The sequence below is a fragment of the Bradyrhizobium sp. CCBAU 25360 genome, from assembly GCF_028128695.1.
Lineage (GTDB): Bacteria > Pseudomonadota > Alphaproteobacteria > Rhizobiales > Xanthobacteraceae > Bradyrhizobium > Bradyrhizobium ottawaense.
On sequence record NZ_LBJA01000043.1, the window covers coordinates 494,679 to 513,155 of the forward strand.

The 18,477-nt window shown below is 61.3% G+C and carries 12 protein-coding genes; 6 read left to right on the forward strand and 6 right to left on the reverse strand.

Annotation, left to right across the window (positions count from 1 at the left end):
• Positions 1-8: 8 nt before the first annotated feature.
• Positions 9-3,917 carry an RHS repeat protein gene (locus XH81_RS29325; protein ID WP_271596453.1) on the forward strand — a complete coding sequence of 1,303 codons (3,909 nt, stop codon included), beginning with the start codon at positions 9-11 and terminating at the stop codon, positions 3,915-3,917.
• A 260-nt stretch (positions 3,918-4,177) separates the two neighbouring features.
• Positions 4,178-5,299, forward strand: a complete 1,122-nt coding sequence (locus tag XH81_RS29330; protein WP_028141799.1) for an acyltransferase family protein — start codon at positions 4,178-4,180, stop codon at positions 5,297-5,299.
• A gap of 24 nt (positions 5,300-5,323) precedes the next feature.
• Here XH81_RS29330 and XH81_RS29335 read toward each other — a convergent pair whose 3' ends face one another.
• Both XH81_RS29335 and XH81_RS29340 read right to left on the reverse strand, forming a co-directional pair.
• Positions 5,324-6,685 carry a polysaccharide pyruvyl transferase family protein gene (locus XH81_RS29335; protein ID WP_244439140.1) on the reverse strand — a complete coding sequence of 454 codons (1,362 nt, stop codon included), beginning with the start codon at positions 6,683-6,685 and terminating at the stop codon, positions 5,324-5,326.
• Between the two features lie 19 nt (positions 6,686-6,704).
• A complete protein-coding gene (locus tag XH81_RS29340; protein ID WP_028141801.1) occupies positions 6,705-8,162 on the reverse strand; it encodes a lipopolysaccharide biosynthesis protein in 1,458 nt (485 codons plus the stop codon).
• 208 nt (positions 8,163-8,370) lie between these two features.
• Here XH81_RS29340 and XH81_RS29345 point away from each other — a divergent pair, with 208 nt between their 5' ends.
• Positions 8,371-9,528, forward strand: a complete 1,158-nt coding sequence (locus tag XH81_RS29345; protein WP_271596454.1) for a glycosyltransferase family 4 protein — start codon at positions 8,371-8,373, stop codon at positions 9,526-9,528.
• A gap of 21 nt (positions 9,529-9,549) precedes the next feature.
• On the opposite strand, the gene XH81_RS29350 is transcribed toward XH81_RS29345, so the two are convergent.
• From XH81_RS29350 to XH81_RS29365, 4 genes are read right to left on the reverse strand one after another with little or no spacing between them, the layout of a single operon-like run.
• Entirely contained in the window at positions 9,550-10,641 is a 1,092-nt protein-coding gene (locus XH81_RS29350) for an acyltransferase family protein (RefSeq protein WP_038972556.1), read from the reverse strand.
• Positions 10,638-11,744 carry an acyltransferase family protein gene (locus XH81_RS29355; RefSeq protein ID WP_028141804.1) on the reverse strand — a complete coding sequence of 369 codons (1,107 nt, stop codon included), beginning with the start codon at positions 11,742-11,744 and terminating at the stop codon, positions 10,638-10,640. The genes XH81_RS29350 and XH81_RS29355 overlap by 4 nt, the downstream gene beginning before the upstream one ends.
• Positions 11,745-11,753: 9 nt before the next feature.
• Positions 11,754-13,091, reverse strand: coding sequence for a hypothetical protein (locus XH81_RS29360; RefSeq protein WP_028141805.1), 1,338 nt, complete (start codon positions 13,089-13,091; stop codon positions 11,754-11,756).
• Positions 13,092-13,098: 7 nt separating this feature from the next.
• Complete coding sequence (locus XH81_RS29365) at positions 13,099-14,301, reverse strand: acyltransferase family protein (protein ID WP_028141806.1); 1,203 nt, start codon at positions 14,299-14,301, stop codon at positions 13,099-13,101.
• Between the two features lie 699 nt (positions 14,302-15,000).
• On the opposite strand from XH81_RS29365, the gene XH81_RS29370 reads away from it, so the two are divergent.
• The 3 genes from XH81_RS29370 (at position 15,001) to XH81_RS29380 (ending at position 18,450) form a co-directional block, all read left to right on the forward strand.
• On the forward strand, positions 15,001-15,495 hold the full coding sequence (locus XH81_RS29370) for a hypothetical protein (RefSeq protein WP_028141807.1): 495 nt from the start codon (positions 15,001-15,003) through the stop codon (positions 15,493-15,495).
• A gap of 32 nt (positions 15,496-15,527) precedes the next feature.
• Complete coding sequence (locus XH81_RS29375; RefSeq protein WP_271596455.1) at positions 15,528-17,759, forward strand: Wzz/FepE/Etk N-terminal domain-containing protein; 2,232 nt, start codon at positions 15,528-15,530, stop codon at positions 17,757-17,759.
• A 403-nt stretch (positions 17,760-18,162) separates the two neighbouring features.
• Positions 18,163-18,450: a hypothetical protein gene (locus XH81_RS29380; protein ID WP_028141809.1), complete on the forward strand. Its 288-nt coding sequence runs from the start codon at positions 18,163-18,165 to the stop codon at positions 18,448-18,450.
• Positions 18,451-18,477 lie beyond the last annotated feature (27 nt).

Consider the following 18,477-nt stretch of genomic DNA (forward strand, 5'->3'; position numbering starts at 1 on the left):
AGTGTGCAATGTCCGATCAAACCATCCTGTCCGCCAGCGGCTTCATCGACTCCATCGGCGTCAACACGCACGCCGGCTTCGGCTGGACCGGCTACAACAATCTCGCGCTGATGGTCGATGACCTCGAGTATCTCGGCGTCACCCATCTCCGCGACGCGATGGGGACCAGCCCGGCCGCGCAACCCGTTGTCGAGGGTCTGGCCGCTGCCGGCTACAAGTTCGACTTCCTGGTGTCGTCGGCGCTGCCCCAGACGGGCACAGCCGGGCTGCAGAACTACATCGCCTCGCTCCAGAAGTTCGCGGCGAGCCACCCGGGCAGCATCAGCGCCATCGAAGGGCTCAACGAGGCCAATCACCAGCCCTTCAGCTACAACGGCAGCTCGAGCCTTACCGCCGCAGCTCAGTTCCAGAGCGCGCTCTATCAGGCCGTCAACGCCAACGCCGCGCTCGGCAGCATCCCGGTCTACAATCTGTCACTGGCCTACAACGATCCGCAAGGCTACAGCCAGCTCGGCGACATGTCGGGCTCGGTCGACTACGCCAACGCCCATGCCTATGTCAGCACCAGCCTGACGACCGGCAGTTCGATTGCGGCGACACTGAGCGCAGTGATGACCGCGGCCCCGGGAAAGCCGGTCGTCATCACCGAGACCGGCTACACCACGCAAGCCAACACCCAATATCTCGGTGTCAACGAGACGGTGCAGGCCAAATCGATCCTGAACACCCTGGTCGATGCCTACAAGGCCGGCGTCAGCGAGACTTATCTCTACGAGCTGTTCGACCGCGACTCCTCCGCCGGCAATACCAATCCCGAAGCCAATTTCGGACTGTTCAATTCCGACGGGACGCCGAAGCTCGCCGCGACCGCCATTCACAACCTGACCACCATTCTGGCCGACGACGGCAAGGGCGGCCTGCAGCCGACTGATCCGTTGAACTACACCCTGAGCAACATGCCAGCCACAGGCAACAGCATGGTGCTCGGCAAGAGCAACGGCGCCTACGAGCTCGTCGTGTGGGCGGAGCCGAAGCTCTGGAAGGACGCCAACGACACCGAGATTTCCAATCCGACCGAGACCGTCACGGTAAATCTCGGCGGCGTGCATCATTCGGTGAAGGTGTACGACACGCTGACGGGGACCACGGCGATCGCCAGCTACACCGACGTCAGCACGATCACCATCCCGGTCAGCGATCACCCGCTGATCATCGAGATCGATGCGCCTCCAACGACCACGACTCCGCCGGATACAAGGACCACTGTCAGCGGCACGGCCGCCGAGATCGTGCCGCAACTGTCCGACCTCAGCGACTCCACGGCCCTGCAGACCATCACGCTGACCGACTCGCACGTCCTTCCGGTCGCCTCGAAGGCGACCATGGACTACATGATCGCCCATTACGGCAGCGCCCTCTCCAAGATCCAGGGCGGCTACTCGTTCTCGGTGACGAACTCGGCCGCAACCTGGAGCAACACCAAGACTTATAACGCCAGCGGAACGCTTGTGTCGAAGTCGGACACTGGCCTGAATGCGAGCGGACAGCCGACCTCGACCACCGTCGCCTACACCGATGGTTCCAAGGACCTGATCAGCTACACCGGCGGCGTGAAGACGAAATTCGTTCATGTCGACACCGACGCAACCAGGACCACCGACACCTACAACACGGCCGGAACCCTTCTGAGCGAAGTCGTCCAGAAGTCCGACGGCTATTACTCCACCACGCTCTACACGAGCGGTGTGAAGACGGCCGCCTACGTCAAGAATGCCGATGGCTCGCAAGACAATTACACCTACGGCATCACGGGCAAGAGCTTCACCACCCAGGTGCAGCATCTCGATGCATCCGGAAAGGTCACCTCGGTGACCCGCAGCCATGCCGACGGCTCGCTGGACTCGACGCAGGTCTACAACGCCGACGGCAGCAGCGTGATCACCACCTATAGCGCCACCGGCGTCAAGCTGGTCGAGACCGCCTATCATGCCGACCACAGCAAGGATGTCTGGACCTACAACATCACGGGCCAGAACTACACGACCGAGCACGATGTCTACAATTCGACTGGCTTTCTCACCAGCCTGACGCGGCTGCACACCGACGGCAGCCTCGCCTTCAAGCTCACTCAGACGACCGACGGCACCAAGACGACCGATTGGTACAATGCCGCCGGCAGCCTCACCAGCGAGGTGATCCAGAAGGCCGACGGCTTCTCCTCGACCACGCTCTACAGCAACGGGGTCAAGACCAACGCCTACGTGAAGAATGCCGACGGCAGCCAGGACAATTATGCCTACGGCATCACCGGCCAGAGCTACACCACGCTGATCCAGCACGTCGATCCCACGGGCAAGGTCACCGCCGTCACCCGAAAGCATGCCGACGGCACGCTCGACTATACCCAGGTGATCAACGGCGACGGCAGCAGCGTCGTCACCAATTATGATGCCGCGGGAACGCGGACCAAGGAAACCGACTATCACGCCGACGGCAGCAAGGACGTTTTCCTCTTCAACATCACCGGCCAGACCTACACGACTGAACACGACATCTACGATGCGACCGGCTTCCTCACCACGCTGATTCGCAAGCACGCCGACGGCAGCATGGCGTTCAAGCTGGTGCAGAGCGCCGATGGGGCCAAGACCACGGACTGGTACGATGCCAGCGGCGCGCTGACCAGCGAGGTGGTCCAGAAGCCGAGCGGTTACAGCTCGACCACGGTGTACACCAATGGCGTGAAGACCGCGGCATACATCACCAACGCGGACATGAGTCACGACAATTACAGCTACAACATCACCGGGCAGAGCTATACCACGCAGTACCAGCACCTCGATCCATCCGGCCAGACCACCGAGGTGACCCGCTGGCATGCCGACAACTCGCTCGACTATACCCAGGTCGTCAACAGCGACGGCAGCAGCGTGGTGACCAACTACGATGCATCAGGGGTCAAGAAGACGGAAACCGACTACCACGCCGACGGGTCGAAGGACGTCTTCCAGTTCAACGTCGTCGGCCAGAACTACACGAACGAGCACGACAGTTACGATTCCACCGGCTTCCTCACCGATATTGTTCGCACCCACGCGGACAACAGCCTGGCCTTCACGCTGGAGCAGAGCGCCGACGGCACCAAGACCTCCGACTGGTACGATGCCAACGGCGTCATCACCAGTGAGGTAACGACCAAGAGCGACGGTTACAGCTCCACGACCGTCTATGCCGGCGGCGTGAAGAGCGCTGCCTACATCAAGAACGCCGACGGCACATCCGACAACTGGAACTACAACATCACCGGGCAGTCCTATACGACCCAGCATCAGCACCTCGATGCCTCGGGCAAGATGGTCGAGCTCACCCGGACGCACGCCGACGGCACCCTGGACTATACCCAGGTCATCCATGACGACGGCAGCAAGCTGACCGACATCTACAACAGCGCCGGCACCAAGACCCAGGAGATCGCCAACAACACCGACGGCTCGAAGGACGTCTTCCTGTTCAACTTCAACGGACAGACCGGGACGACGCAGCACGAGAATTACAACTCCGCCAGCGCGCTGCAATTCTTCGACCAGACCAAGGCCGACGGCACCCACAATGTCACAGCCGTCGCCGGCGGCGTGACGATCCAGGGCGGGGCGGGCAATGACGTGTTCTCGGCCGCGCCAAACTCGACAACGGTTGCCTACGATCACGGCCAGGACCAGATCCTCAACTTCCAGGCCGGTGACGGCACAACCCACGACGTGGTCCAGATCTCGAAGCTCCTGGCCGCTGACTACAGTCACCTGCAGATCACGCAGTCCGGCACGAATGCGCTGATCACGTTCTCGGCCAATGATTCGATCCTGCTGAAGAACGTCTATGTCAGCAGCCTGACGAGCCACGATTTCTTGTTCGTCTGAGCACGGCGCACTGACGACAGGACGCATAAATGTTGACACGGGCCGGGACCAGCCAAGGTCCCGGCCCGCTCATTAGGCGCCTGCCTCATCAAGAGGCAGAATTGGGACGATGAAGTCGTTCCCTTCCCGGACAAGATGGTCTCGAGGAACTCAAGGCCGACCGATCCGCGATCACGCCACCTTCCCCGCTCCATCCAGCGAACTTGCGTCACAATTCGTCTCTAGAAGCGAGACGAACCGCGCAAGGACTTCGAGGCCCGATGGAAGCAAGTGAAGCAAGACGTTTTGTCGTTCTCGACTTCTACCGCTTCGTCGCTGCGCTCGGGGTCTTCATCTTCCACCTGAAGCTGATCGACACGGGCATTTCGCCGGCCTGGAACGGGTCCTACGGCCTGTTCGTGGACATGTTCTTCATCCTGTCCGGCTTCGTGATCTCCTATTCCTACCCGTCCGATGCACGTGGCGTGGCGGCCTATTCCCGCTTCATGATCCGGCGTATTGCACGGATCTATCCGCTGCATCTGCTGAGCTTGCTCATCTTCGTGGTGCTCATCGGCGTCGGCCTGGAGCGCACGGCCCGCTCGACCCCGCTGGACTTCCTGTACAACCTTCTGCTGCTCCAGGCGTGGGGCGTCACCGACCATCTCAGCTTCAACTCGCCGTCCTGGTCGATCAGCGCGGAGTTCTTCTGCTATCTGATCTTTCCACTGCTGATGCTGCTTGCACGCAAGATGCAACCGATCGTGCTCGGCGCGATCGTGGCCGCGCTCTATCTGGTCCTTGCCCACGGCCATTTGCCGATCTGGCAGGAACGGTCGCAAATGTATGGCGCCAATTTCGATTACGGGATGCTCCGCGCACTGCCGAGCTTTCTGAACGGTATCCTGCTCGCCATTCTATTCCGGATGTCGCATCCCTACCGGCACAAGCGGATGATCTTCGCCGGCATCGGCACGTTCGGCCTCTCCGTGCTCGTCCTCAACGTCTTCGCCAAGCCGGACCTCGCCATCCTGCTGTTCTCCTGCGCCATCCTGCTCACTGCGGTCGGCGAAAGCGCCTTCAAGGAGTTTCCGGGCGCCCGCCTGCTCGGACGGCTCGGCAACACCTCATATGCGATCTACATGCTGCACGATGCCATCCTCATTGCCGTGTTCAAGCCGTTGTGGATCTGGCTCGGACTGCGTCCCGATCAGTTCGGCCTCTTCGCCCTGGCGTGCTGTGCGGTCCTGACCATCGCCGCGGACCGCACCTACGCCTATTTCGAGAATCCGGCGCGGCGCTTCATCAACCGCTGGGCCGACATTGGTGCCACGTCCTCGCGCAAGCGGGCCGCAGCCGACACCCCCGTGCGCTTTGAAAACACCGAGCGGGCGGTCAACTGACGTCTGCCGGCGACATAAGGGCGTTCAGGCGACCTTGCCGCCGGCCTCCTGCACCGTGCGCATCGCGCTCTCGCCCAGTAGCGGTGCGATGTTGGCGCGGGACAGCTCCATGACATTCGGCAGCATCTGACGTACCTTCTCACCGACGGCTTCGTGCGCGCCAAGGAACTGCAGCACAAACTTCTCAAAACTGTCGTCGACCAGGAATTGGGCCGGCGACAGCAACAGCGATTCGCTGACGCCAAAGTGCGCAAACAGGCCCTGGAACTTGTCCTGATAGGTAATCGCTGCGACGGGCGTTCCCTGCCCCAGCGCCGCAATCGCCAGATGCATGCGGCCGGTGATCACGCCGTCGACCAGACCGACAACGGCCTTGATCTCGCCCGCCGACAGCGCCTGATCGACATGATGCACGTGATCGCCGAGCGTGGGCTTCAGGCGGTCAGCCAGCGGCCGTAGGCAATTGTCGTCGGCGATCTCGGGGCGGTAGTCGTGAGCGAGCAACAACCAGCTTGCATTGTGCTCGCGAGACAGCCGCTCCATGGCGCCCGCGGCGAGCTCTATCATTTGCCGCAGCTTGGCCGGCTCCGGCTTCCTGAACAACATCGGATGGATGTTGAAGACGAAGACCTTGCGACCCTGCTCGCGCTGTCGCGCGATCGTGGCAGCGATCTGCTTCACCGCGGCCGTATCCGCCCGCGGAGTCAGCATGAACGCCGCATCGGCAACCAGACGGGCGCGTTTCCGGGCAAAATCGTCGAAACGCTGGAGAGATATTGTATCGCGCAGATTCAGGACCACGCCCGGGTCCAGCAGCCGGAACACCTCGCGCAGCGCCTTCGCCGGCCGGGAGTTGAAACTGAAGCCGAGCACGCTGACCTTGGCGCCGAACGCAGCCATCAAGTCTGCAACGAGCAGCATGCGCGCGGCATCCACCGGCGAATAGTAGCCGTCGAGCACGTCGGCCCCCAGAACCAATCCGAAATCCGGCCTGGTGAGCGACAGCTCCTGCGCCACGGTCTCGTATGAGAACGGCTGTCGCCAGAGTTCGAGCGGCTTGAAACCCATCGCGCGCACGTCCGCACTGGCCGTTGGCGTCGCGGTGACGATGTAGATCTCGAGGTTCGGATAGGTCCGCTTCACCTCCCCGGTGGCCGCTTCGATCATCGCCTCATCGCCCCGCGACTGACGAACGCTCCAGGGATCGGAAGGCAGCACGACGAGCCGGCGCGGATCGTTGCGCGGCGCGACGTTGACGCCGACGTCTCTCCGGGCGATCTGCCACCTGCGCAGTTCGAGCAGATCGAGTGCCAACGGCGTATTCTTCGCGCTGTTGAGCCAGCCTCGGAGCTGCCTGCGTACGGGCACCGGGATCAATTGCTTCACGACGTCCTCCTCGTCTTCATCAGGCGGTCGCACCGCGCTTCACGACGAAATCAATCAGGGAAAGGAGCTGCTTCCGCCAGAACAGCAGAATGCCCGTCAAATAGGTCGCGCCAAAACAGGACGCCAGCAGTCCAATCCGCAAATAGGGATTCATGCCCGGCGTCGCCTCCCGGCACAGCACGACCGCGCCGTAAGCCAGAACGATGGCGCAAAGGCATCCCGCAATGGGGCGCAGAAACTGGCTCCAGCTCAAGCCCAACAGCCGGAGCGCCAGCGCAAACGTGACGGGGGTCACCACGAGCTGCGAGAATGCGAAGATCGTGGCCAGTTGACCAATGTCGCGCGAGGGAAGCAGGAACATTGCCGGCACGACCGTACAGAATTTGAGGATGTTGAGCAGAAAGACGTAGTTCGGCTTGCCCAGAGCGCCAAAATAGGCGCTGTTGACGAACTGCACCGTCTGGACCGCGCCAATCAGCATCAGCGGCCGCATCACCGCTTCGCTGCCACCCCACTTCGCACCGAACAGCAGCAGGGAGAACTCCGGCGCGATCGCCGCGAGGAGCACGAAGACCGGAGATCCGATCAGTGCGCCGAGACTGACGCTGCGCAAATAGGCGCCCGCGATGCGGTCCCGCTCGTGCGCGATTTTGGACAAGGCGCTCAGCGCCACGTCCATGACCGCCTGGGTGAGCAACTGCATCAGGATGATGTAGACCCTCGCGCCGACCGTGTAGATGCCGAGGGCGGCGACGCCATAGAGCGACAGGATGATCATGTCGATCGTCCGAACGATGGCGAAGTCCAGCAGCCTGTTCAGCATGACGTGGATGCTGTAGCCGGAGAGCTCGCGAAAGCTCTTCAGATCGTAGCCGCGCATCGGCAACCATCGCGGTTGGCTCCAGAGCCATAAGCCGCTGATCGCGCTCTGCACGACCACCTGGATCACGAGGCTGAGGGCGCCAAACCCTGCATAGGCACAGGCGATCCCCACGACGCCGGAGATGGCTGTCGCCACCATGGTCCTGACTGCGAGCACCCGAAAATCCATCTGGCGCTTGTAGAGCGCCTCCTGGAACAGGGTCGCGGTGCCGATCGGAAGCGAGAGACTGGCGGCCGTCAGCAGCGGCGCGAGCCCCTTCACGTCGAACCATTGCTCGATATGCGTCGCCAGCAATGCGATCAGAACGGCCAGGAGCACTGAGGCAGCAAACGAGCAGAAGAACGGCAGCGTCACATCGGCGGGCTCGAGCGTCCGCCGCTGGATCAATGCATCACCGAAGCCGAATTCCGCGATGGAGCTCAAAAGCAGCAGGATGAAGGCGACCAGCGCCGCAAGTCCGAAATCCGCGGGATCGAGCAGTCGCGCCAATACCAGGAACAGCACGAACGACAATGCGCGGCCGCCCCAATTCTGCGCGAGCGACCAAAACAGCGCCACCACGACCTGATGTTGCCTGCCTCGAGTGACGTTCATCAACAATTCGACCCAATTCCGATCCAGACGACGCGGCAATGATGATGACACGCTACCGCTTGTCGCCGCTCACAACGGCGACTGATTGCTCGCTACAATACGACGGAGTGATGGCAATCAGATGAGCGCCATCACGATTCCGATTTAGAGTGGAAGTGAGTTCAAATCGTGGACTACACTCCAATCGCTCTCTGCGATGTGATGCAAAATGGATGCCTTGATGAATTCGCCGGCCCCGCGTTCTCTCCGTAGCTCCAAACGCTTGCGCGTGGCGATTTACGCCCCGCATTTTGCGGAATATTCCTATCGGCTCGCTTCGGGATTGGCTCACCATTGCGACGTCAGGCTCGTGCTCAACCGCAAGGACGCCAACCAGCAATGGGAACTGGCCGACATCGCCGTGGCGGCTCCCTTCGAGACCCGGGTTCGCGATTTGAGCCTGCGCCGCGGTGGCGTGATTGGCATCCCGGCTTCTTTCCTCGACATAATTTCGTTTCGTCCGGACGTCGTTCATTGTCACGAAGTTCCGGAGATCTATACGTCCAAGCTGATTCAGTTCCTTCGACCCCTCGGCATTCCCCTGGTGCTGACAGTTCACGATGCTATCCCGCATTCGGAAGGCGGCTCCGGCACCTCGCCGCGTGAAGACGCCTGGCGCGGGCACATGCGTGCCGCCGCGTCGATCGTCACGACGCATGGCGAGAGCTGTATTGCGGATTTTCGTCGCGCCTCGCCCGACTTCAAGGGCGGAACGGTCTCAAGCATGCACGGCGTGCTCATGGTTCCACCGGCCCGAGATGCGGTCACCGCGCCCGAAGCCGCTCGCATCCTGTTTTTTGGACGAATGTGGGCCTACAAGGGCCTCGACGTCTTCATCGACGCGATAGACATGTTGGCCCGGCGCGGTGTGGCGCATGAGGCGATCGTCGCCGGGCGCGGCCCCGAGATGACACGGCTCGGCGCGCGGATGGAAGCGATGCCGACGGTCAAGACCATCAACGCCTACATTTCGCCCGCGGACACCGGACAGCTGTTTCAATCCGCCACGGTGGTCGCCTTGCCCTACAAGGATGCAACACAGAGCGGTGTGCTTGCCTCCGCTTACGGCAATTCTCGTCCCGTCGTTGCCAGCGCCACCGGCGGCATTCCCGACGTCGTCGCCGACGGAGTCAACGGGCTGCTGGTTCCTCCAGGGGATGCCGCTGCATTGGCCGATGCACTCGAGCGCGTGCTGACCTCCAAGCCGCTTGCCGCGACATTGACGGATGGCGCACGGCAAACCGCGGCCGGCATCCTGAACTGGGACCACATCGCCGGACAGCTGCTGGGGTCCTATCACAAGCTCGCCGGCCGTACCGTGAGCTGACCGCGACGGGCACGCGGTCGCTCAAACCGATTGCCCGACCTTCAGCGGTCGAAAGAACATGCCGCGGATCGCGCCGTCCAGCAGGCGCCTCAACCTGACCTCGATCAGCTCATAACTGATCGCGCTTGCAACCAATGACATCACCAGCCCAAGCACGATGAACGCGGCCCACAGCAGCCAGCGATCGACGCCGGCGGCGACCAGCTTCAGGCCGATCACCTGCAGGGGAAAGAGCACGAAGGGATGCACGAGATAGAGGCTGTAGCTGATCTTGCCGACATATTGCAGTGCCGGGGCACTTAGAGCCCTGCCCAGGCCCGACTCCGGAGCAAGCACCATGCCGAACAGCAGGAATCCGGGAAGGAGTCCCACGAACGGGTGAAACAGCACGAGGCTCGCATACAGGGCGGCTCCGCAGGCGAGGCCCGCGAGCAGGCCGACCCGTCCGGGAATGGAGATGCGAAACCCGGTGGCGCTGAACAGCATGCCGATGCAGAAGAACGCCGTGATCGGCCAGTGCATCAGGCAGGCCAGACCCAGCAGGATCAGGGGCGCCGCCAGCAGCTTGCCCCCGCCGCGCCACATCGAGAATGTCAGCGCAAACCAGATGTAGAACGCCCACTCATAGGTCAGTGTCCAGGCATTCTGCTGGGCAATGGGCAAGCCAAGCGCGTCCTGCACGAAGAACAGATTGGCCGCGAAAATCCCGAGATAGCCGGTCAGATCGATGCCACGGAAGAACTTGTAGCCGACGATCGGACCTATCGCGAACAGCGCAAGATGCAGGACCACGAACACCGGCATGATGCGCAGGACGCGATCGAAGAAGAACCGCGGCAGCGAGCCGTGCCGCACCAGGCTCGCCGGGATCAGGAAGCCGCTGATCATGAAGAACAGCTCGACGCCATGCCCGCCGACATTGATAACCGATTGCAGCCAGAGCCAGAGCGGCGGCAGGAAGCCGGGATCCGGGATGTCGTACATGCCCCCCTTCGGCATGTCGTAGAAATGATCCATCAGCACGCTCAGCGCGGCAATCCCCCGAAGCCCCTGGACCGAGGGAACGAACGATCCGTCGTAGGCGGCGCCCGGCTGGTGCAGCGCGTTACTCACTCTGCAGCACCCTGAGTACTGAGGACGGGCTCAAGAACGACCTTTTTTCGCCGTGCTGATCGGAACCTTTGTCCGAAGGCGATGCTGGGCTTCTCGACGAATGTAAACGTCATCCAGCTGACGAGGATCGACAACGCCAGGATCAGGGTCATGAAGATCGACCATCCGAGCGGCCCGTCGCCGAACCAGACGAGGCGATGGATGAAGACGAGCACGAACGGCGACATCAGGTAGACCGAATAGCTGATCACGCCGACGAATGCCATCGGCCGCCACGCCATTCTCTCACCGAACACGGCAAAGCCGATGAAGACGAGCGCCGCGCAGACATAGGCCGATGCGATCGAATAGCTGTAGAAGAAGTTCTCGTGGTACACGCCTCCGAACCGCCGGTCGGCCAGCGTGATGGCGAAGATCGCATACAGGAGCGTGCAGACCGCCACGTGGGACCATCGCAGCTTTCCGCCGATGACGGTGTCGCGGATGATCTTGCCCAGGAACATCGCCGACAGATTCAGCCCGACCTCCATCACCGAGGAAACCGCCCTGTTCTCCACCAGGAGCGCAGCGGTGGTTCCGACCAGCGCGGCCGCAACGACGATCGTCACCGCCGTGAAGCGCCGGTTCAGCAGCCCCATCGCAAACAGAATGGTGCATCCGACATAGAACAGCAGCTCGATCGCCAGCGTCCAATAGAACACCCAGAGGTTCGGGACGTTCACGAAGGTCTGCAACATCGTCACGTTCGCGGCGATCTGCCCGAGCGGATAGATCTTCGAATCCATCAGCTGCATCGTCACGAGCCCGACCACGAGCGAGGTCCAGTAGGCCGGGTAGAGCCGGAAGAAGCGGCTGATCGAAAAATCCCGCACGGGCGTGGCGCTGTCCGGGAAGCTGAACGGAATGACGAAGCCGCTGACGAAGAAGAACAACACCACGCCGAACCGGCCAAAGTTCATGTAGTAGCCGAACAAATCGTGGATGGGCCAGTAATAGGCGCCCGTCGGGTGCTTCTCGACGATCACCTCGAACACATGCTGGACCAGGACCGACAACACGGCAATGCCGCGCAGCGTGTCGATAAATGCGAGCCGTTTATGCATCGTTCGTTCTCACCTGCTTCCGCTCGCCGCCGGTATGTCCGGGCGGAAGCCTTCCAAAGACGGCATCGGCGGCCGCATGACGATCGGCACGGCGTCGCCCGCCCGTGCGGAGGCCGCGCGGCGCGAAAACACGTCGCTGAAGCTCAATGCGATGATCAGGAGGCCGGACGCCGGGCCGTAGTTCAACACCGTGATCGTGAACAGGTTGACGACGAAGATCAGCGTCAGCTTGTACACGTCGGTCGCGCCGAATGTCGCCCTGAACACCATCACCATGAACGCGACGAACGGCAGACCGAACATCAGGTAGGTCCCGATGTAGAAATTGTCGACGGGCACCCAGAAGTGCGCGAGCGGCGAGAACAGCTTCTGCGGATAGTTGAAGCAGCCAGCGCCGCAGCCCGTCACCAGACCGATCGGCATGAGCTGGTTCATGTAGACGAACGGCAACTGCCAGCTGTTGTTGATGCGATCGACGATGCTGAACAGGGTCGAGTGCGGGACGGCGGCGGTGCCGGAAGCGATAACGATCATGAAGAACGGAACGAAGATCGCGGCAAAGGACCATTGCGCGATGCCCCTGATTGCGGGAAAGCGCGACTTCTCCGGCAGCATACGCACGAACACGAGCAGGATCAGATAGAGCACGAGGACGATCATCGTCGTCTTGCTCGTGGTCAGCTTGATGACATAGACCGCGAGCGAGCCGAACAGAAGGCACCACGTCGTGCTCTTGCGAATCGAGGTGATCGCGAACGACACGAGAATGAAGAAGGCGGCCATGGTGTTGTCGGCCGCAAAACCCATGAGCCGCTGGTCGTCGCCGCCATAGGCCCACCACAGCCGGCCCGCCTCCCGAACCGCGCCAAAAGACTCATATTTATACCCGACCCAGGGCATGAGGTAGAACTTCGTCAGCAACACCCCGATGACCGAGAGGTAGAAGGTCACGGCGATGACCGACAGCAGCTTCTTGTACGAGCCGAGACTCGCATCACAGAAGCAGAAGCCGACGAACACCGGCAGCATCATCTTGAAGGACGAGATCGCTGCGTTTGCCGTTCCCATCATGAAATAGCCAAGCACGAGCGACAGCATGATCTGGACCAACACCAACAGGGCCAGGGTGCTGCGATTGCGCAGGATGCAATGCACGATGAACTGGATCAGACACGCAAGCGCGACCGCATCGGGCAGATACCAGAGCGCATCCATGTGATAGATGCTGGTGTAATAGCGGATCACGCCACCAAAGGCGTCGCGGACCAGATAGACCCCGAGCGCGATCGCCTCGATGCTGAGGCTGATCAGGATCAGTCGCGGCCGTTGCAGTGCGAGGATGCTCATGACCGACTCAGTTCGTCAGCCGCGCCGACGGCGCTGGGGATCGCGCGAAATCCCGACGGCTTCCGAGCACATTTCGCATGAACCTGCCGCCGGGAATTTCGATGTAGAGATAGGTGAAGTGCGAGACCGCTAGCACAGCAGCCAGTGAGACGACGAGATTCAGCGTGGCCGGCAGGCCTGCCCAGACCGAATCCAGCGCGGCGATCCGCCCCGCCCCCACTGCCCGCACGAAATATTCAGCGAGCAGCACCACGAGCGCGTGCACCATATAGATGGAGTAGGAACGTTTCCCGAGCCAGACCAGCGGCCCGGCCACCAGCATCCGCGGCACCAGCAGCGCATCCGGAAAGGCCAGCAAGCTGCCGAGGAAGATCGCGAACGTCACCGGCGCGAGGAAGGTCGCGGCAGGATTGGTCTCCGCCACGGACACCAGAGCGATGCTGGCGATCATGGCGGCGAACTGCAGCACGCCCTGCACGGCAGGGCCCGGCTTGGCCGGCAGGCGATCGACGATCCTCACCGTCAGCACGCCCAGGAAGAAGCTCACGAAGCAGCGCAGGATGCCGAAGTCGGTCTGAAGCCCGAGGCTCCTCTTGTCGAGCACGAAGATGATGAAGACCAGACTGCTAATCGCAAGGGCTCCACAGAGGACGTAGAACCAGAGCAGGGAACGCATGCGCTGGGCCAGCAGCACGATCAGGCCAAACACCAGATATGTGTAGAACTCGACGCTGATGCTCCAGCTCGGCGCATTCCAGCTGAGATAATCGATGAACCCCATCGAATGCAGCAGCAGCACGTTGAGACCGAAGGAATAGGCATTGTTCACTTCGAACGCCGCCGGCGCGGCCACCACGACACCGGCCATGACCAGACCGATCCGCAGGAGGCGAAACAGAAGATTTGCCATCAGCATGACGATATGCAGCGGATAGACCCGCGCCAGGCGCCGCGCCATGAACTCACGCAGCGAGAAGCGCCCGAAGTCGCTCTCGACGTAGCTGAGCGACATGACGATCCCGCTGAGAACAAAGAACAAGTCGACCAGCAGCCAGGAGCTTCTGAAGAACGAGCAATTGATCCACGCATTGTGCGGGAACGCCGCGAGGAAAGTCGGCATCAGCAGGAGATGGTGAATCACCACCGACGTCGCGGCGATCCCCCGAATGCTATCGAGCGGCAGGACATGCGCCTTCTCACGATGAACCATCTCCGTCACATCAACATTCCGTAGCTATTGCACCGCAGCAGTGTGTATCAGGTCTTGCGCGTGTTCAATCTCTGCGATCGCGGACTCGCATTCGACGCATGAGGGTCGACGATAATTTCAACCCTCGCAGATCATTCGGACATGCGAGCGCCAAGTTCACGCCACTTTTTGCCTGAGATCGACATGCGTCGGCGCGCAAATCAATTCGGTCGTGATGATTGCGAGTATTTGCGTGCAAAGTGTGCGCGAAATTCGGCGCTGTTGCGATCAAGCCGACCGCGAAAGACGTTGATCTCTCCGCAAGCACGATGCCACATATCGCACCGATAATTTTTCGCAAGCGGGGAACAATGAGTCGCGTGACGACTTGTGTCGGTTTTGCGACGCATGCTCGCGGCCCTTCGACTTTCAACGCCTCTTATGTTTTCAGTTTGCAACATTCCTAGGCGCCAGCGTGCCGATCTCGCAGGCATTGCAGATCTTCATTTTTGCAACCGACCGAAACAGGCAATGCACGCGTTGTCTCACCGAGCACGCGCACGCAGCTTTTGCGTCGCACAAAAATTGACACAGTTGCCTGCCAAGTTTCACGTGTTCTCCTATTGCAACAGGGAGCAAGGGACACAGATGGGTTGCGGACTAACACGTCGTCTTGCGAGATCGCGATGGCTACCGATCATCTTGGCAGCTTCTGCCTTGATGGTGGCGAGCATCGATGCTTGCCGCGCCCAGTGTGTCGAATTTACGGATCGTGCCTCGCAGCTCCAACTCGACACGTTCGTAAAATCGCCCTCCTCGCTTCTGGAACAGCTGCGCAATGACAAGGAGAAGCTGAGATATCGGCTCGCCACCTTTATCGCCACGAACCCCTCGGTGTTGCCGTCCGTGCAGACCCTCATCTCGGCGTCGAGTTCAACCGACCGTTCAGCCATTGGCGCCGCGTTGAGGATCGCCGAAGGGCGGTGCACGTCGACGAAGCCGGACGCTGCGCGCAAGATCAGGGATTTCACGCAGCGGATCGGCGATCTCAACGTGCAAGCAGGCTATGCCGCCGCCGGCGAGGACACCTCCGGCGCCCAGGCCCAATCCCAAGACAAGGGCCGTGCGCAACCGCCCCGAGGCGGGGCGCTGCTCGACGGCGAGTGGAAGACCAAGCTGGCCAACCCGTTCAAGCCCGTCCCCCTTCCGAATTGATCAGCGATCGTCAAAAGGCAGCGAATTAACAAATGTATCAGCCTAGAGAACATTTCCCGTCGGGTCACAGATTCGGCATCGAATTCGGCGGAGCAGTCCTCAGCTTCGAACGCGTGGCCGATGTCCTGCGCCGGCAATGGCCGATCATCGCGGTGTGCACCGGCGCTTCGCTGGCGCTGGTGATCGTCTATCTGATCATGGCGCAACCCATGTACACGGCGAATGCCCGCATCATGATGGATACCCGTCAGGCGCAGGTGCTGGACAAGGACAGCAACGCCAACAGCGCCCTCATCGATACCGGATACGTCGACAGCCAGGTCGAGGTCATCAACTCGGACGACCTGATCCTCTCGGTGGTCCGTCGCCTGAAGCTGACGGACGATCCGGAGTTCAATGGCTCCAATCCGGGTTTACTTTCCATCGTCCTCGGCAAGTTCATGTCGTTGTTCGGCACCGGAGAACCGGCGTCGCAGGAGCGACTCGAGCATGCCGTGGTCGAGCAGGTTCAGAAGAACCTGAGGACGGAACGTGTCCTGACGACCTATGTCTTGTCGCTGAACTATCGCTCGCGAAGCCCTGACAAGGCCGCCAAGATCGTCAACGCCGTCGCCAGCGCCTACCTTGTCGGCGCCCTGGAAGCCAAATATCAGTCGACCAAGCGGGCGACCGAATGGCTTCAGCAGCGCAGCATCGAGCTGAGCGAGCAGGCAACCGCCAGCGACCGTGCCGTGCAGACCTTCAAGGCCGAAAACAACATCGTCGGAACCAGCCGCGGCCTGATGTCCGAACAGCAATTGTCGGACCTCAACACCCAGCTGGTTCAAGCGCGGGCGTCGACGGCCGAAGCCAAGGCCCGGCTCGACCGGATCACCGCGATTTCGGACCAGGACGTCGCACAATCGACGGTGACCGATGCTCTCAACAACTCGGTCATCACCCGCCTGCGCGCGCAATATCTGGACCTCCAGGCCCAGTATGCGGACTGGTCCCGGCGCTATGGCAAGCAACATCTTGCTGCGGTCAATCTGGCCAACAAGATGGAGGAGCTGCGCAAGAACATCGCCGACGAGCTGCATCGGATCGGCGACGCCTATCGCAGCGACTATGAGATCGCAAAGAGCCGGGAAGCCTCGCTCGAGAAGAACGTAAAGGAACTCGTCGCCCAGGCCGGCGATACCGGCCAGGCTGCAGTCAAGCTGCGCGATCTCGAAAGCGCCGCGGACACCTACCGCAACCTCTACAACAACTTCCTCGAGAAGCTGCAGAGCGCCACGCAGAACCAGAGCTTCCCGCTCAGCGAGGCGCGCCTCATCAGCACCGCCGCCAAGCCGGATCGCAAGAGCTCGCCGCGCACGGTGCTGGCGCTGGTGGGCGGCTTGGTGGGCGGCCTCTGCCTCGGCTTCGGCGCCGCCTTTGCCCGTGAACTGCTCAGCGACGTGTTGCGGACCCCCGGCGAGGTCGAGGACGAGCTCGGCGTGAAGTGCCTCGGGGTCCTGCCGGACATTCGTCCGCCGACGAAGACCGGCGCGTTGCTATCCACGTCCGGGAAGGCCGGTCCACCCGATCTGTCCCGCTACGTCGTCGACCATCCATTCTCGCGATTTGCCGAGACGTTGCGCAATATCAAGGTGTCGATCGACGTTGCGCGCCTGACCCGCGAGATCAAGGTGATTGGCATCGTCTCGTCCCTTCCCAAGGAAGGAAAGACGACGGTGGCGGCCAACTTCGCCCAGTTGATCGCCCTCACCGGGCATCGCACGGTCCTGATCGACGGCGATCTGCACACGCGCTCGCTCACGCGGGAGCTCGCGCCGAACGCCAAGAGCGGACTGGTAGAGGCGCTCAGCGATCCGGCCAGCCTCGGCTACCATGTGCAGCGAAGCAAGGAAACAGGCCTGGATTTCTTGCCGTCCGTCGTGGCCTCCCGCATGGTCAATTCGGCAGACGTCATTGGATCGAAGGCGATGGCCGATCTGCTCAAGGTGCTGAAGGAGCACTATGAGTACATCGTGATCGATCTTGCCCCGGTGATGCCGGTGGCGGATTCAAAGGCCGTCAGCTTCCTGATCGATGCCATGGTCTATGTGATCGAGTGGGGGCAAACGACACGAAGCGCCCTTCAGGAGTCGGTTTCCGGGTCGGAAGTCCTGCAGAAGAAATTGCTCGGCGCCGTGCTCAACCGCGCCAACCCGAAGATGCTCAAGCGCATCGAGGCGTACAAGGGCAAGCACCACAACAGCTACTACGTCGAGCATGCCTAGGCGGAGGCGCGGCAGGCCGCGCCCAGCCGATTTCTAAAGACGACGGGCCCGCTGCCATTTGGCAGCGGGCCAATTTTTTGCGTTCTTCGAAACTAGCGCCTGAAGAGCAGCGAGTGCGCCTTCGCACACACGAACGGAGGATTGCGCCGAGCCCACCTCGGACTGCCGAGGCCTCCGTATTCGCCCGGAATCCACAACTTGCAGTTATTGCTCTAGCCAAAAGCAAGGATTGACGAAGGCTGCGATGGCTAGGACAGTGCGCCAATTGGCAACCATTCATCGGCAAGACGAGACAATCCGGTCCTCGATGCTTTAAAATGCTGAAACTTTGGGCATCTTTCTTTCTGGGTTCCCTGAGGCTAACCTCGGCTGATATTTGTCGTTCATTTCCGGCGGGCTCGGAATGCTGATCGTCCTGACGATTTTGACTATTTGGGTTCTGCTCAACATCCTGTTCGTGTTGATCGTGGTTCCCCCACGCAAGCCGCGTCCGCAGCCAATGGCGACGACGCTCTCACCCGCGCCCATCGACCCGAGTCAAAGGGAAATCGAGCAGGACGAACCCTTCTCGATCCGCCATGTCATCGTTTCCGTTGCGATGGGGGCTTTCTTCGTGCTGGTGCCGCCGTTGCTTGCCTTGCGCGACGCGATCATGCGGCTCTTCAGCAGGTCGTCGAGAGACGGAACCTGATCCCTTAAGCTGGCAGGTTCCGGACAG

Coding starts and splice junctions, on each gene's coding strand:
- XH81_RS29330 (WP_028141799.1), top strand. CDS start 4,178: ATGGAAGCAAGTGAAGCAAGACGTTTTGTCGTTCTCGACTTCTACCGC.
- XH81_RS29375 (WP_271596455.1), top strand. CDS start 15,528: ATGTATCAGCCTAGAGAACATTTCCCGTCGGGTCACAGATTCGGCATC.
- XH81_RS29365 (WP_028141806.1), bottom strand. CDS start 14,301: ATGGTTCATCGTGAGAAGGCGCATGTCCTGCCGCTCGATAGCATTCGG.
- XH81_RS29370 (WP_028141807.1), top strand. CDS start 15,001: ATGGTGGCGAGCATCGATGCTTGCCGCGCCCAGTGTGTCGAATTTACG.
- XH81_RS29345 (WP_271596454.1), top strand. CDS start 8,371: ATGGATGCCTTGATGAATTCGCCGGCCCCGCGTTCTCTCCGTAGCTCC.
- XH81_RS29380 (WP_028141809.1), top strand. CDS start 18,163: ATGCTGATCGTCCTGACGATTTTGACTATTTGGGTTCTGCTCAACATC.
- XH81_RS29340 (WP_028141801.1), bottom strand. CDS start 8,162: ATGAACGTCACTCGAGGCAGGCAACATCAGGTCGTGGTGGCGCTGTTT.
- XH81_RS29355 (WP_028141804.1), bottom strand. CDS start 11,744: ATGCATAAACGGCTCGCATTTATCGACACGCTGCGCGGCATTGCCGTG.
- XH81_RS29360 (WP_028141805.1), bottom strand. CDS start 13,091: ATGAGCATCCTCGCACTGCAACGGCCGCGACTGATCCTGATCAGCCTC.
- XH81_RS29325 (WP_271596453.1), top strand. CDS start 9: ATGTCCGATCAAACCATCCTGTCCGCCAGCGGCTTCATCGACTCCATC.